The sequence below is a fragment of the Pseudoalteromonas sp. bablab_jr010 genome (assembly GCF_016464105.1).
Classification (GTDB): Bacteria; Pseudomonadota; Gammaproteobacteria; order Enterobacterales; family Alteromonadaceae; genus Pseudoalteromonas; species Pseudoalteromonas simplex.
Genome location: NZ_JACDWV010000148.1, coordinates 377,256 through 392,169 on the forward strand (window position 1 = coordinate 377,256; position 14,914 = coordinate 392,169).

Sequence of the window (14,914 nt, forward strand, 5' to 3'; positions counted from 1 at the left end):
AATGTAAAAATTGTAAGTCGAGTGTTTCGGCGCGGATTCTAGCAGCATAGAAAGCATAAAACTATTCTCAATTACATAATTTACTACTAATCGCCAACACCAAAGTCTGAATTTACTGGAGCTTTATGATCCCAGCTAAAAAGTTATTAAATACCCTTACTGAACATTGGGGGGTGTTAGAACTGCTATTTAAACGTTTTAAGATGGCTGATTTCAGCTTAAAAGACGTACAAAATGCGATAAAACAAAAACAACCTTCATGGTCAAATGAACGCATTTATAAAGAAACAAATCGTTTATTGAATCAAGATATTATCATTCCACTGGCAAAATCATCACAGTTAGAAATAAACCGCGCGATCGCCGATTTTGCGACTTTCTTGCTACAAGAAGAACACTTAGGTCTTGCCCAAGAAATTAGTGTGCTTGTTGATGATTTAGCTCGCCTTGGTAATCGCCTTGCTAAAGCCGGTGAAATTGAAGATTACGACGAGCTTCGCCGCTTCAGCCGTATCATGGATGATCGGGTACGCAAAATAATGAAATTGTTTGCCCACAACGAAAACGCGATTTTAAATATTGTTGAGCAAGCGAAAGCTGACAACGCGGTACAATCACTGCAAAAACGCTATCAGGCTGTAATTGAAGCATTCGATGAATACATTGAGCCTATGCTTGAAATGGTGGATATTCGTGGTGACTTCCACGCTTGCTTTAATACCATCGAAGCGCAAATTAGCACGCAAATAGAGCAAATTGATCGCCTAGGTAAGTCATATCAAGACAAGCGCATGCTTGAACAATTACGTACCCGTATTTTAGAAATGCATTTAGTTGGTCGTGAAAGTTTACGTAAAAGCGCCGATATGCTGATGCCGCTACGTGAAGAGTTACGCCGTAACAACCTAATTACTCGCCAAGCCGCTAAAGTGCTTGGTTTAGTGCGTAAAAATGGCGTCGATAACATGTTAAGTGCAGTACAGCCTAACTTTGTTTCAGACGCGCAACGTTTTTCACTTGGTCAGCAACGTCATATCGTGGCCTATATGGCAGGCTTAGTTGACTTTGAGCACGATGAATATCAGCTTCCTGAACATGATGATGTGCCCGCCTATCAAAGCCCGTATATTCCTGATTACAACGATGTTAAAACACAATTTAGAAAACGCTTTAAAAAAGCCAGCAAAAAAGCTCAACCGCTGCTTAGTTTCTTAGATGAAAGCTACCCAGATCTTGAGGCTGACGAAATGCTGTTCTTATATCAAAAACTGATTAGCGATGGTGACCTTGAAATCAGCCAAAGCCAAGAGAAAGTAAAAATAAAAATTGCCCAGCAACACTTCTCTCTTTACCCATTTAACTCATCGATTGCTGACGATAAAAAAGCAACAGAGCAATAACCATGACAGATATTAATTTAGATGATTTAACGCATCTGCAAGCTATTAATAAAAAGCTCACATCAGGCTACCACATTAGCGAACAAGACACGCTGATGTGGCAAGAGCTTGATCAACACATTGATGCTTATCGCGCGTTATTTAACGCCCTAGGCCATGACCTACAACATGATAGCCGTGGCTTTTACTATTTTGGCAGCGACGAAAGCACCCCAAATATGGGTAAAATTTCGCGTGCCATCGCACTGACTATCTACATCTTGATTGAGCACTATGCCAATACTGGTAAAGATCCAATGCGTGCCTTGTTTGACGAAGTAAACGACCTTGAACTAATGCAAACCTTAGTGCAAATCAACAAGCACCTGTTTGATCAATTAGAAATCTTCTCAGGCTCAGATTTACGCAAAGACGTTTACCTACGTATGGTGCGTTTAGGTCTAGCTCGCGAAGTAGAAAACGGCTTTATGCTGCAAGCACCTATTTATCGTTATATCGATGCATTAATGGAAGTAAACGAAGAAACCTACCTAGGAGATGACGAATAATGCAAAGCCAAAGCCTATACGGACTCAGCAAACTTGCGCTTTTAAATACTGCTGGCTATGCAAAATGCGTGATCCCGCTGGATAAAAGTAGTTCAATCTGTGCACCTAATAATACCGGTAAAAGCTCGGTAATTAATGCCTTACAATTTCCACTGATCAATGATTTACGTTTAACAGAATGGGATGGCCACGATTTAGACGAAACCCGAAAATTCTACTTTTCGTCAGACCAATCCTATATTTTACTCGAAGCTGACCTACCTAATGGCCCTGTGGTGATTGGTGTTGCCGGCCTTGGTAAAATTGCTGGTTACGCGCATCAGTTTTTTTGCTACCAAGGTAAGTTGAACCTTGATCACTACACTCAAGGCAAAACCATTGTAAAATTCACCAAGCTTTTTAATCACTTAAAAGAGCAAGGTTTCAATCCAATTGAATTAAAAGCGCAAGAGCTAAACGCCCTACTCACTGGCGGCGCAACCCCATTTGATGGCGATATCAACTTAAAGATGATCCCCCTCAATAACGTGCAAGACTCCGCGATTTATAAAGAAATTTTCCGCCGTATCCTTAACTTGCATAAGTTAGGTGCCAGCGATGTTAAACGCTTTATGCTACGCGTATTTGAGCGCCATATGTCAAACTCACGGGTTGATTTTTATGAAGTATGGCGACGTTCATTTGACAAAGTGAATCGCGCTAAACGTGAATTAAAAGCCCTTGAGTCAATGCAAGAGCCAATCGCAGCTCTTGAATCTATGCTTGAAAACCAAACGGTTTTAAAAGGTAAGCTTGCTGCCTATGCGCCAAAAATTGACCAAGCACTGATTGACTTTGAAACCTATCAACAAGAGCAACTCTCTGAGCTAAATATTGCCCTTGAAGATATCGAACACGAAAAGCACGAGTTCGAACAAAAGCAGCAGCTGTATATTCAGCAATCCCGTGATATTGAGCGTAAACAAACTCAAATTGAACAATGGTTTTTAGATTATCGAGCGCTTAAATCTGAGTTTGAATTAGTTAATAAAGCCACCTTAAAAGTAAGCCTTACACAGCTTAAACAAGATTATGAATCGCTATCGCATTCATTAAGCAGTGCTCAAGGGCAAAGCTTACACACGCTTGATTACCGTATTAGCGAAACACAAAAGCAAATTAAGAGCTTAAAATTACAGCTGAAGAACCTTGAGTTCAATTTATTCACCCGTATGCGTGAAGATTTATCTTTAAAAGAAGTTGAAGAGATTTCGCGTATTCTAAACCCAGATATCTTATCGTTTGCCACCACCAGCAATGGTGATGTTGAGATCACAGACGAAGATGCCTTTGGTGAGTTCTTAGAGCAGTTATCGGCAAATGTGAAAGGCGGTGTACTTACTCTTCCTGGCGCGACGATTAAACTTAAAAAGCTAAGCCCAGTGCAAATGCAAACGGGCGAAAATAAAGAGCAATTAACCGCGCAACTCGCTGCCCTAGAAAACTCACTAAAAGAGTTTAAGCAACAACGCGAAGTCGCTGCTAATGTCGCCGAAAAGCAAAAAGAAAAAGATGCCTTATATGATGAGCTAATGGCCTCAGAAGAAGCATTAAAACGCTTTGAACAATTTGAAGTGATGCAGCAATCTGTCGATGCACAAACCATGCTAAAAGAGCAATTAAATGCAGAGCGCGAACAAGTTGACGACTACCTGCAAGACATTCAGAAGAACAGCGGCTCAATCAGCGACCGTCGCTCAATTATCAAGTCGAAAAAAGATTTGCTCGCGCGCCAAGCTGACCGTTTACGCCAAGTTAAATCTGAACGTATCGATCACACCCTTGATGTTTACTCAGGCAAAGTCACTCCGTACATGATTGAAATCAGTATTGATTTTGATAACTTAAGTGACCTCATTCACCACTTCAATAAAGACTGCCAAGAGTTACGTAACTTTGATATCAACGTACGTAACACCTACCTGCATATTTACAATGCAGGTATTACTAAATTTGATAACGAAAACGATGAGTTTACTAAATACGAAAAGCTTATTAGCGCGTTTCATAACATTGATAACGAGCGCGATGCGGTTGAACGTCAAGGCAGAGTTGCGTTAACTGAAGTAGCCGCCACCATTAAAGGCTTGCGCGAAGACTTAGACCGCCTACGCCGCGAAATGAACAGCTTTAATAAAGGCATTAGTCAGCACCGTATCTCTAACCTTCAAGCATTTAAAATTAATGTTATTCCTCGCAAGATGTTGGTTGATAGCATTGATACCATTATTAGTACCTCAAATCAGTTTGAGCAAGGCGATACCCTAGACCTATTAAGCCAAGAGCCTTATAGCGAATCTGCAGTAAACGAAGCGAAAGATCATTTGATTAAGCTTGCCTCTGAAAAAGCTGGTTTAACACTGACCGACTTATTCGATATTCGTTTTGAAGTCGTAAACCGTGCTGGTGAAACTGAGCACTTCGAAAAAATCGATTCAGCTGGTTCTAACGGTACGCGTATTACCATTAAGTTACTTTGCGGTATGCTGTTTATTCGTTACTTATTAAGTGATCAAGAACAAAACTTGTATCGTATTCCGATTTATATCGATGAAGCAGCCGATATCGACCCACAAAACCAAAAAGCAATTATCGAAACCGCGCTTAGCTTTGGCTTTGTGCCGATTTTTGCCTCAGTTAAACCACAAGTTAGCTGTGATTACATCGTACCTATTCGCACTGTTAAAGATGGCGCACAAAACTGGGTCGATGAAAAAGACTGGATAGAAGTGGAACACAGTGCTTAATTACAAACTATTACAGTACTTTTTTGTAAATGTGCCATAGTTTTTAAATAATCATTCAGTTGAGTATTTTTTGTGTTATGTTATCAATCAAGTAGTGGAAATTTTGCCAAGGAGCAAACAATATGAAGAACTTATTAATCGCGACGGCTGTACTATTTTTAGCAGCCTGTGCTAAAACGCCTGATTGGGATTACGACAAATCAGCCGATTTTAGTAATTATAAAACCTTCTCTTGGGTACCGAATGCCAGCTTGACTAAAAATGTATCGAACTACCAAATTAGTCCTTTAATGGAAAAACGGGTTCGTGAAGCCGTTAATGCTGAACTTGAAAAAAGCGGTATGAAGCTAGTTGATTTAGCACAAGCAGATGTGCTGATTAACTACCATGCCTCTGTTGATACTAAAATTGATGTAGATACCTTCAACGTAGGTTACGGTGCACGCTGGAATTACTGGGGTATGGGTTATAATACGCAAACAACTGCTCGCGAATACGAAGTGGGTACGTTAATTCTAGACGTGGTAGACCGTGCTTCTAACCAATTAGTTTGGCGTGGTGCGAAAGAAGGTCGTTTGCAAAAGAACCAATCACCTGAAAAGCGCACTGAAGTTATCAAAGAGACTGTTGCTAACATTCTAAGTAACTTCCCACCAAAACCTCAGCAATAAGCCTTTTACATAATTTTGAAAAGCTCACAAATTGTGAGCTTTTTTGTTTGTGAAGATCAAAGTTTGCTATGATGCTTTAACTTAAATAACTCTAAATGGAATTAGGGGTCTTAGAGAAAAGATCCAAAAAGGAATAAAATGAAATTAACTTGCCCAAACTGTAAAACCATAATTGCGACTAAAGATATAAAAAAGGTTAATACAAACAGCCTCTTCATTGAAAATCAATGCCCTTCTTGTCAAGCATGGTTTTGCTTAAATAAAACACAGACGATTTTAAAAATTTCCGGTATTTCTCTATTGTTAATAACTAGTTTGCTTAATATTTTTAATATTAAAGCTGAATATAGCCTAGCTTTTTCGGTCATTGGATTTATGGGTATTTTTGTTGCTCTCATCATTACTTTCTTTGGTAAATATGATGCGGTTAAAAATAAAAAATCAAACTGAAACACACATCTTTTTTAAATAATAAATAGACACAGCTCTTATTGCACAACCGCGCCTTAGCGCGGTTTTTTTGTTACCAGCTGAAATCTGGTTGGAGTGGTATAACTCAGTGATTCAGATACAATACCTGCAATTTCCAGTGTGCTCTTAACGGCCACTGCAACGAGTTAATCAAAATAATAGAGAGTTTTAGATGGTACGCGCAGTACAGCTTACACTTCCCGCATTATTCGTCACTTGCTCAGTGCTAGCAGAAGACACCAACAATATTGAACAAATCACCGTTGAAGTTTCTGCAACCGCAAATAAAGAGCCTGTTGGTACCTTTGATGCGCCGGTATCAAACTTAGAATATGACCCACGTGTCGATTTACAATCGCGCAATATGGCTGAAGCACAAGCTGATGTCACCATTCGCGGTGGTATCTTTGAAAATACTGGCTTTCGTGTTGGTAGCAGTACATTATTCGACCCGCAATCTGGTCACTACTTTGCTGAAATTCCCATTGCGCCACAAATGCTAACAGGCCCTTCAGTGCTTACAGGGGCTGATAATGCCCTTTATGGTATGAATAGTTCGGTTGGCACAGTTTCATTTGGCTGGCGCCCTATCACAAGCACTGGCAGCGTTTCACTTGGCACAGGTACGAATGGCTTTAATTTACAAAGCATTCATGCTGCCCATAGCCAAAAGCTGGATAGTAAACCAGATTGGCGATTAGGCATTGAAGGGGAATACTCGCACTCAAAAAGTGATGGCTCAATTGATAATGGCGACCACGACTTTGAACGTGCTTCAGCGCGTATTCAACTTGCAAGCTCTACCTCACAAACTGATTTAATGTTCGGACGCCAAGAGAAGTTTTTTGGTTGGCCAAACCTTTACACGCCATTTAATTTTAACGAAACCGAAGATCTGGAAACCAAGCTTTTCATGCTTAACCACAAGCAAGTGTATGGTGAGAGCAATACCTTTGAAGTGACTGGCTATTATCGTAAACATAACGACCATTACGTTTTGTCTCGTGAAAACCCAGCCATTTTTGAAGCGTTTCACGAAACCACGGTTAAGTCATTAGCACTCTCTGGGCGTCACCGCTTAAATAACCAGTATGCAATTAATTATGCTGGGCAATTTATTGCTGATGAAATTGAATCAACGTCTCTTGAAAACAACTTTACGTCACGCAATTACACTAAGCTAAGTATCTTGCCTGAGTACAAGACAGCCCTTACAGCGAACAAAGAGCTTACTGTACGTATTGGTGCAGCATTTGATAATACTAACCATGATAGCTCAGCTACCTCATTGATTGCCGATGCCAGCCTTAAAGTAGCTAATCAAAATGGCAGTGAACATACTTGGTATGCGTCATACGCCGAAGCATCACAAGTTCCCGGTTATACCGCAATTGGCGGCAGTGAAACGGGCGGATTATTCAGAAGTAACTACAGCCTTGAGCGCGAAACCACCGATAACCTTGAGCTAGGTTTACTGATTGAACAGTCTTCGTGGCGTTTAGATTCAGCTATTTTCTACCGTAAAGATAAAAACCTGACAGATTGGACATATCGCTTTGATGCAACCTCAGCTCGTTTTGCCAACCCGGTTGATATAGACACCTTAGGCGTTGAGTTTTTAGCGAATAAATCGTTTGAAAGCACTGAGTTGATTGCCAGCTACACCTACTTAAAAAAGTCAGAAGACTATGGCGCGGCAGATATTGATGCGAGCTTTTATGCGCTTAACTACCCTGATCACCGTGTAACACTGGGTGCAGTATGGCAACCAATGGATGTGCTTGAGCTACGTATCGATAACGAATGGCGTAAGCAACATAGTAACCGCTTACGTAACTCTGATGATGAAGCCTTCTTCACGCAGTTGACACTAAAATTCACCCCTGCCCAGCTTGATAATGTATTTGTAACCTTTGCAGCTGACAACATTTGGGATGAATCATTCGAAGAAGTCCCGGGTACCCCTGGTCGCGGCGAGCAATATACTCTTAGCGCTACTTATACGTGGTAAACAAAAACAACAATGCCAGCCAATTGACTGGCATTATTACTATTCATGAATAACATTATCTAGCTAAAATTTTTCACAAGCTTCGGTATTAAGCTCAAATAAGAAAGCCTATTTTCTTTGTGACTAAGTTCATTCACACTTTCATGATCAAAAAATTGTAAGCCCGAAAGCTCATTCTCAACTCGGCCTTCGAATGATTGTATCAATTGGCTTTTATCTACATTAAGCTTGATATTAAATAATATTACGACACTCATCGTGTTAGTTAGAATAAATGAATTAAGGTTTACCCAATCAATCATTGAACTGGTTATATTCGCCTCTTCAAATGCTTCTTTTAGTATATTCTTTTTAATATCTATAGCCTGCTGCACTACCAACTCATCTTTTTGAAGTCCACCACCAATAAGGTCAATAAATTGAGCACCTGACTGTGTTGATTTTTGACCAAATACAAAAAAGTCATCACTTGTCGATATTAACGCCCCTGTATTTATATGGTATGGAAAGTAGCAACTCGCTAGGTTCTGTTGTAGGCCTAATTTTATCAAAGAGCGAATTGTAGAATATGGGATAGTACTCAGATTTAATTGCAATGAACCTCGTTGTATTTCATCAATATTTTCTAATCGATAATACTGCCCATCCCAAATTTCTGTGCCTGCGCTTTGCGCATCTGCTATAACCTCATGCCAATAACCTTTTATAACTTGTTCGTATGGCGCTATATTTAGGCTCGATTCCGATGCGATAACATCATAACTTTCAATCTCCGAAACATTTCTTATTAGTATTTTAGAATTAGGCATCACAATTAATAGTCCAAAAATTGTTACTCTATAAAGAATGCATAAAAGCTGATAACAAGCTCACTTATTTTGAGAGTTTGGCGGCCATTGGTGTAAAATTAAGGCTTGCTGCTATCCATGCACTTAAAAATATAGCCATACTCATGATTATTCATTCGACAAGCATCTATAAAATGACTTCTTCGATTTCTATTAAGCAAATGATAATAGCTTGGTTCATATATAGAAGACTTTTTAATAACTATCTCTACCTTCAGGTTACTTGAAGCCTTCACATTTTTATCGCTCGCGGCCAAAAGGTTAAAATTAATGTTACTGCTTGACTGCTCAGCAGAGATTTCTCCTTTTAAAATATACTCTGTATTTTCATAAAACTTCTTGGCTAAAAAAGACAAATTAGCGTGGGGTAATTTTATACTAAAATAACCTGACTCATCAGTAATGACCTTTTTTACTAACTTTTTATTATTTAATAAATAAGAAAACTCGATTTCAACATTAGCAACAGATACATTGCTATTAGAGTGTGGTGGGTTCAGCTTTCCATTTAATAAAAATGTGTCCAAATAGAAATTAATTTCACCATAATAATCTACGTCTACGTCCACCTCTTTACCTCTAGCAGAAACCATTAAAGTGAGTTCGCCAAATTTAGCCCTTGAACTAAAAAATGATTTAAACTCCTCGAAAGACTTAGGTGTAAGTATGCCATCCACAACATGGAAATAATGTGATATATCAACTGATGGTTGTTTTTCTAGATTTATTTCTCTACCGTCAACTCTGGCTAACTCAATGATAAAAGAGGGGTTTTCATCTATATCTATCGGTAATTCATTATGTGAGAACGAAATATCAAAACTCGAAAAGTTTTTATCTATCGTATTTTCTGTAATACTGGAGACAGACATATTTGCCCACTCAGCATAGCCATGATTTTCATTAAGGGGAATATACACTGAATTAGTTTGGTAGTTTTCTTCAGTTAAAGTCACCTCACCAAATGAAGATACTTTACCAATTAACGAAATTGTATTTTTTATAGTTGGGTCAACATTGAGTGTGATATTAACCGTATCAACCATTTCACCGACAAAATCACCATTAATGAAAACAAGCATATCATCAAAAAGGCTTTCTGAATCATCTATCGAGTCCCCATAATAGCCATTGTTATAGCCCATAGTTACATCAACTGATACTGTCTCTGTAGATGAAGAATTACATGTAATAGGCAAAAGAAAACAGATAAAGCAAAGAAAAGCTGAAATTGAATTGACCATTATTTAATCCTTTAAACTAATGTCATCCATTAACGTTAAACTCATAGGAATGAAAGAGCAATTAAAAAAGTATGCCTAGTACTTCAACTTAATAAATGAAGCAGCAAATAAAATTACATACCTAAAAGTTTCCTTAAGACATTAAGTCATTTGCTCAAGTTCAGTAATTAAATACAGTGCTTGTTCGTTAGTGGTGCCACATACATCGATGGTAGCAGAAAAGTCACTACACACCTTAGGCCTTGATTCATCACCAAATAATTTACATAGGTTATTATCGTCAAGTTGAATACAGCGCTCTCCCGCTGCTTTCCCATTGGGCATTCCTGGGATCGGTGAGCTAATACTGGGTGCAATACAACAGGCGCCACAGCCTAATCTACATGTCATTTTATCTGTCATTGAGTACCTCTTATAGAACCTTTGTAGCGCCTTTGTAATATGTGTAATGGTTTGTTACATCTTCAAACGCCTTGTAAACACTTTATTGCGTATGCTTAGCCTATCAAATTTATTTTTAATTACCGTCAACCGTGAGGGACTATCCCGTGGCTAGTAAAAAACAAATCATTCTCCCTATCGCCGTATTAGTCGGCGGACTTGGAATGGCATTCGCATTTGCCTCAATGAAGCAACCGCCAGAAGAAAAACCAGAACAAGATCTGCGCCCGCTTGTATCAATCAAACCGTTAAGCTTTGACGCCATTACCCTTGATGTAAAATCATACGGTATCGTTAAACCTAAAAACCAAACTGAGCTTGTTGCGCAAGTAAGTGGTCAGGTTGTGTCGTTATCAGATCAATTTGTACAAGGTGGATTTGTTAAGCAAGGCGACATTCTAGCACGTATTGACCCAAATGATTACGAAGCAGCACTCATTGAAGCAGAAGCAGGACTAGCCCAAGCAAGCTCTGCACTTGAGATAGAACGTGCACAGGTGTCAGTTGCGCAAGCTGAGTGGGACCGCATCAAAGGTGACTCAAACCAAGTTATTCCTTCTGAACTTTATTTACGTAAACCACAACTTGCTGAGAAACTTGCAAGTTACCGCGCTGCACAAGCAAGTGTAAAACGCGCAAAACGTAATCTTGAGCGTACTTATATTAAAGCACCATACGATGCGATTATTGACGAGCGTTTAATTAGTTTAGGCAGTGTGGTAAATCCAGGTAACAGCTTTGGTAGTCTGAGCTCAACGTCACTGGCCGAAATTCGTTTACCTGTTGCTGATAAAGATCTGCAATACCTAAATAACCAAGGAATTGGCGCCAGCGTATCAATTAATGCTGAATTTGCAGGTAAACAAACAACGTGGCAAGCAACTATCGTACGTAGCGAAGGAGTTGTAGACCAACGTAGCCGCATGAATTACTTAGTAGCACAAGTAGCAACGCCTTATGAGCAAAAGCAGCCATTACGTTTTGGCTCATACATTAACGCCACTATCGAGGGCCGAGCGTTAGACAACGCGATTGTTGTTCCGCACCATTTAGTTAAAGATAAAAAAGTCGCTGTTTTACAAGATGGCGAAACGCTTACCTTTAAAACACTTAACATCGTTCGCGAGCAAAATGGCATGGTGATCGCCGATAATGGCCTTGCTAATGGTGAGCAACTGATTACCTCGGCACTCGAATACCCAACTGAAGGCATGGCGGTCAAGTTAGATGACGCAACACTGAGTGTGCCAACAACGCAGTTAGCGTTAAAAGAGGAATAAGCCATGACCACGCACAGAGAAAAAGGGCTTATTGCCTGGTTTGCTCGCAACCCAGTTGCTGCAAACTTACTTATGATTTTCATTTTAGTGGGTGGCTTATTGACGGCAATGTCAGTGCGTAAGCAAATGTTCCCACAATTTGAGAGTAACTGGATCAGTATTCAAGCTGTCTACCCAGGGGCTGCGCCGCAAGAGGTAGAAGAAGGCATCACCATTAAGGTCGAAGAGTCTTTAGAAGGCCTCGAAGGCATTAAACGTTTAATTACCTATTCGAACCGTGGTTTTTCACAAGCTTGGATCGAAATCGAAGAAAAGTACGACCCGCAAGAAGTACTCGATGAAATTAAGATGCAGGTTGATTCAATCAATACCTTCCCTGCAGAGATGGAACGCCCAATTGTTCGCCGCGAAAAGTTTGAGCAAGAAGTGATGATACTCGCGCTGTATGGCGATATGAGTAACTACCAGCTCAAAGAACTTGGTAACGACATAAAAGATGAGCTACAAGCTTTACCACAAATTAACTTGGTCAACTTTTACAGTGGCTTAAACTACGAAATTGGCATCGAAATTAGCCCAGATAAACTACGTGAGTATGGTTTAACTTTCCGTGATATTGCCACAGCCGTTCGCAGTTTCTCTGCCAATATGTCAGCAGGTCAAATTCGCTCTGAAAATGGCTACATTTCGATGCGTGTTGAAAATCAAGCGTATCGTGGTAAAGAGTTCGAAAATCTGCCTTTATTACACTTACCAGATGGTGCACAAGTTTTCTTAGGTGATGTAACAACAATTAACGACGGCTTTGAAGAAGGCTTACAATACTCTAAGTACAACGGTAAAAACTCACTGACTTTTGAAGTAAATGCTTCGAAAGATCAAGACATCACTAAAGTTGCTGCGGTATTAAAAAAATACCTAGCAGATAAAGCACCACAGTTACCAGCAGGTGTAAAACTATCACCGATTGTTGATTTAACTTACTACCTTGAAGGTCGTCTAAACATGATGATCGACAACATGATTTGGGGTGGTATTTTAGTGATGGTGGTACTGGCGCTATTTTTACCACTACGCTTAGCGTTTTGGGTAATGATGGGCTTACCTGTGTCATTCCTAGGTGCATTTTTAATGATGCCACTTGGCTTTATTGATATCACTGTTAACTTAGCTTCTTTATTCGCATTTATACTGGTGCTCGGGATAGTCGTTGATGATGCTATTGTCGTCGGTGAGTCTGCAAGTGCTGAAATTGAAAAGCACGGTCATAGCCTAGATAACGTAGTCCGCGGCGTAAAACGCGTTGCTATTCCTGCAACCTTTGGGGTGTTAACTACAATTGCCGCATTTTTACCACAAACACTGGCATCAGGCCCTGGCTCTGCGTTTTCTAAAGCCATTGGTGGTGTAATTATCCTATGTTTAATTTTCTCACTAATTGAGTCAAAACTGATTCTACCGGCTCACTTAGCGGCAATGAAAAATAAACCTGCGAACCCTAAAAATCCATTACATCGCTTACGTTTAGGTATGGATAAAGGCCTCAAGAACTTTGTTGATAATTACTACACACCATTTATTGGTCGCTGTATTCATTACCGTTACACCGTGATTGTTGGCTTTATCTGTGTACTTATTGTTAGTGGCGGTATGTTCGCTGGTGGCTTAGTGAAATTTGTTGCGAACCCTAAAATTCCACATGATTTCCCACGTATCTCGGTTGAAATGAACTTATCTTCTTCTGAGCAAGCAACCCTTGAGACAGCGCAAACAATTGAAAAGCTGATTTTAGATGTCGATAAACAACTTGAAGAGCAATATGGTCAAGCAATGATCCGCGATTTATCGGTTAGTTTACGCGGTCGAACAAGTGCACGCATTATGGCGATTTTGGTTGAACCAGACTTACGCCCTATTGATACCTTCCAATTAAGTGCAATGTGGCGCGAACAAATGCCACCACTGCCAGGTGTGAAAACGCTGAATATTGAAGACAGTATCATGAACGGTGGTCGTGATGACGGTGATGTGAGCTTTCGCTTAGAAGGCAAAGATATCAATAAGCTCAAAGAAGTGGCTGCTAAGTTAAAAGAAAAGCTAAATAGCATGCAAGGCGTAGGCGATGTAAATGACTCACTACAATCTGCAACTGACGAGGTTCAACTTGAACTTAAACCACTTGCTTACAGCTTAGGGTTAACCCTTTCAGATGTGGCATCACAAGTTAGTTTTAGCTATTACGGCCTAGAAGCACAACGTATTTTACGTGACGGTGAAGAGATCAAAGTAATGATCCGCTACCCTCGTGAATCGCGTAACGCAGTAAGTGACATCACAGATGCGCGTATCATCACGCCAACGGGTGTTGAAGTACCGCTTGCTGAAGTTGCTAAAGTTAACATTGTAGATGGTGTAAACCGTATTCGCCGTGAGAACGCTAAACGTACTGTAAACGTTTGGGCTGCGGTTAATACTGACCAAGCTGAACCATTTGCCATTGCAAAAGAAATTCGTGACGAATACTTACCTAGCCTACTGAAAAGCTACCCTGGTGTAGAAAGTAATGTGGCAGGTCGTATTCAAGAAGAAATGGACAGTGTGGCAGAACAAGTACGTGACTTTGCTTTATCAATGATGATTATCTTTGCGTTACTTGCTATTCCACTACGCTCGTACTCACAGCCATTTATCATCATGTCGGTTATTCCATTCGGTGTCATTGGTGCAATGTTTGGCCACATGATCTTAGGTATGACAATGAGTAGCCTATCGGTATTCGGTATCATCGCTGTTGCTGGTGTTGTCGTAAACGACTCGCTAGTGATGGTCGACTTTGTCAATAAAGCCCGCGCCGAAGGTGTTGCAATCAAAGAAGCTGTAATGCAAGCCGGTGCGCGTCGTTTTAGAGCAATATTACTGACCTCGATTACAACCTTTATTGGTGTATTACCAATCATTATGGAAACAAGCTTACAAGCAAAAATCGTTATCCCAATGGCTGTATCTCTAGCATTCGGGGTGTTATTTGCAACGGTCATTACGCTTATTTTAATCCCTTGTCAGTACGTCGCGTTAGAAGACTTCAAACGCTTAATTGGCAAGCTAAGAGGTAAAAAAGCAGAGCCAGAAGCAAAATTACAAACAACCAGTCATTAATCCCCTCTCAAAATCCCAACCGAGCGCTTGGCAAGCTTACTTGCCAAGCGTTTTTTAT

Annotated in this window: 11 protein-coding genes; 8 read left to right on the forward strand and 3 right to left on the reverse strand. The window is 40.1% G+C overall.

The genetic code is table 11. From position 1 onward, the window contains the following. Nucleotides 1–125 precede the first annotated feature (125 nt). The 6 genes from JIG37_RS15095 (at nt 126) to JIG37_RS15120 (ending at nt 7,887) form a co-directional block, all read left to right on the forward strand. The gene (locus JIG37_RS15095) at nt 126–1,400 is read left to right on the forward strand and encodes a hypothetical protein (protein ID WP_199529735.1); all 1,275 of its coding nucleotides are present in this window, start codon (nt 126–128) and stop codon (nt 1,398–1,400) included. A 2-nt stretch (nt 1,401–1,402) separates the two neighbouring features. After that, complete coding sequence (locus tag JIG37_RS15100; RefSeq protein WP_063705788.1) at nt 1,403–1,948, forward strand: hypothetical protein; 546 nt, start codon at nt 1,403–1,405, stop codon at nt 1,946–1,948. After that, complete coding sequence (locus tag JIG37_RS15105; RefSeq protein WP_199529736.1) at nt 1,948–4,734, forward strand: ATPase; 2,787 nt, start codon at nt 1,948–1,950, stop codon at nt 4,732–4,734. Before JIG37_RS15100 ends, JIG37_RS15105 begins: the two co-directional genes overlap by 1 nt. Before the next feature lie 122 nt (nt 4,735–4,856). After that, a complete protein-coding gene (locus tag JIG37_RS15110; protein ID WP_054551495.1) occupies nt 4,857–5,405 on the forward strand; it encodes a DUF4136 domain-containing protein in 549 nt (182 codons plus the stop codon). A gap of 138 nt (nt 5,406–5,543) precedes the next feature. Beyond that, the gene (locus tag JIG37_RS15115; RefSeq protein WP_138615947.1) at nt 5,544–5,855 is read left to right on the forward strand and encodes a hypothetical protein; all 312 of its coding nucleotides are present in this window, start codon (nt 5,544–5,546) and stop codon (nt 5,853–5,855) included. Nucleotides 5,856–6,048: 193 nt separating this feature from the next. Further along, nucleotides 6,049–7,887, forward strand: a complete 1,839-nt coding sequence (locus tag JIG37_RS15120) for a TonB-dependent receptor (protein WP_199529737.1) — start codon at nt 6,049–6,051, stop codon at nt 7,885–7,887. Between the two features lie 59 nt (nt 7,888–7,946). Here JIG37_RS15120 and JIG37_RS15125 read toward each other — a convergent pair whose 3' ends face one another. The 3 genes from JIG37_RS15125 to JIG37_RS15135 form a co-directional block, all read right to left on the reverse strand. Then, nucleotides 7,947–8,699 carry a hypothetical protein gene (locus JIG37_RS15125; RefSeq protein ID WP_199529738.1) on the reverse strand — a complete coding sequence of 251 codons (753 nt, stop codon included), beginning with the start codon at nt 8,697–8,699 and terminating at the stop codon, nt 7,947–7,949. 95 nt (nt 8,700–8,794) lie between these two features. Further along, complete coding sequence (locus tag JIG37_RS15130; RefSeq protein WP_199529739.1) at nt 8,795–9,979, reverse strand: hypothetical protein; 1,185 nt, start codon at nt 9,977–9,979, stop codon at nt 8,795–8,797. A 141-nt stretch (nt 9,980–10,120) separates the two neighbouring features. Next, nucleotides 10,121–10,369, reverse strand: a complete 249-nt coding sequence (locus JIG37_RS15135) for a YkgJ family cysteine cluster protein (protein WP_199529768.1) — start codon at nt 10,367–10,369, stop codon at nt 10,121–10,123. Nucleotides 10,370–10,527: 158 nt separating this feature from the next. Here JIG37_RS15135 and JIG37_RS15140 point away from each other — a divergent pair, with 158 nt between their 5' ends. Together JIG37_RS15140 and JIG37_RS15145 are read left to right on the forward strand one after the other, a co-directional pair. Then, nucleotides 10,528–11,700: an efflux RND transporter periplasmic adaptor subunit gene (locus tag JIG37_RS15140; protein WP_199529740.1), complete on the forward strand. Its 1,173-nt coding sequence runs from the start codon at nt 10,528–10,530 to the stop codon at nt 11,698–11,700. Nucleotides 11,701–11,703: 3 nt separating this feature from the next. Further along, complete coding sequence (locus JIG37_RS15145) at nt 11,704–14,856, forward strand: efflux RND transporter permease subunit (protein WP_199529741.1); 3,153 nt, start codon at nt 11,704–11,706, stop codon at nt 14,854–14,856. Nucleotides 14,857–14,914: the final 58 nt, after the last annotated feature.

Bases quoted from the DNA above. Each gene is read 5' to 3' on its own strand.
- JIG37_RS15095 (WP_199529735.1), top strand. From the start codon at position 126: ATGATCCCAGCTAAAAAGTTATTAAATACCCTTACTGAACATTGGGGG.
- JIG37_RS15100 (WP_063705788.1), top strand. From the start codon at position 1,403: ATGACAGATATTAATTTAGATGATTTAACGCATCTGCAAGCTATTAAT.
- JIG37_RS15105 (WP_199529736.1), top strand. From the start codon at position 1,948: ATGCAAAGCCAAAGCCTATACGGACTCAGCAAACTTGCGCTTTTAAAT.
- JIG37_RS15110 (WP_054551495.1), top strand. From the start codon at position 4,857: ATGAAGAACTTATTAATCGCGACGGCTGTACTATTTTTAGCAGCCTGT.
- JIG37_RS15115 (WP_138615947.1), top strand. From the start codon at position 5,544: ATGAAATTAACTTGCCCAAACTGTAAAACCATAATTGCGACTAAAGAT.
- JIG37_RS15120 (WP_199529737.1), top strand. From the start codon at position 6,049: ATGGTACGCGCAGTACAGCTTACACTTCCCGCATTATTCGTCACTTGC.
- JIG37_RS15130 (WP_199529739.1), bottom strand. From the start codon at position 9,979: ATGGTCAATTCAATTTCAGCTTTTCTTTGCTTTATCTGTTTTCTTTTG.
- JIG37_RS15135 (WP_199529768.1), bottom strand. From the start codon at position 10,369: ATGACATGTAGATTAGGCTGTGGCGCCTGTTGTATTGCACCCAGTATT.
- JIG37_RS15145 (WP_199529741.1), top strand. From the start codon at position 11,704: ATGACCACGCACAGAGAAAAAGGGCTTATTGCCTGGTTTGCTCGCAAC.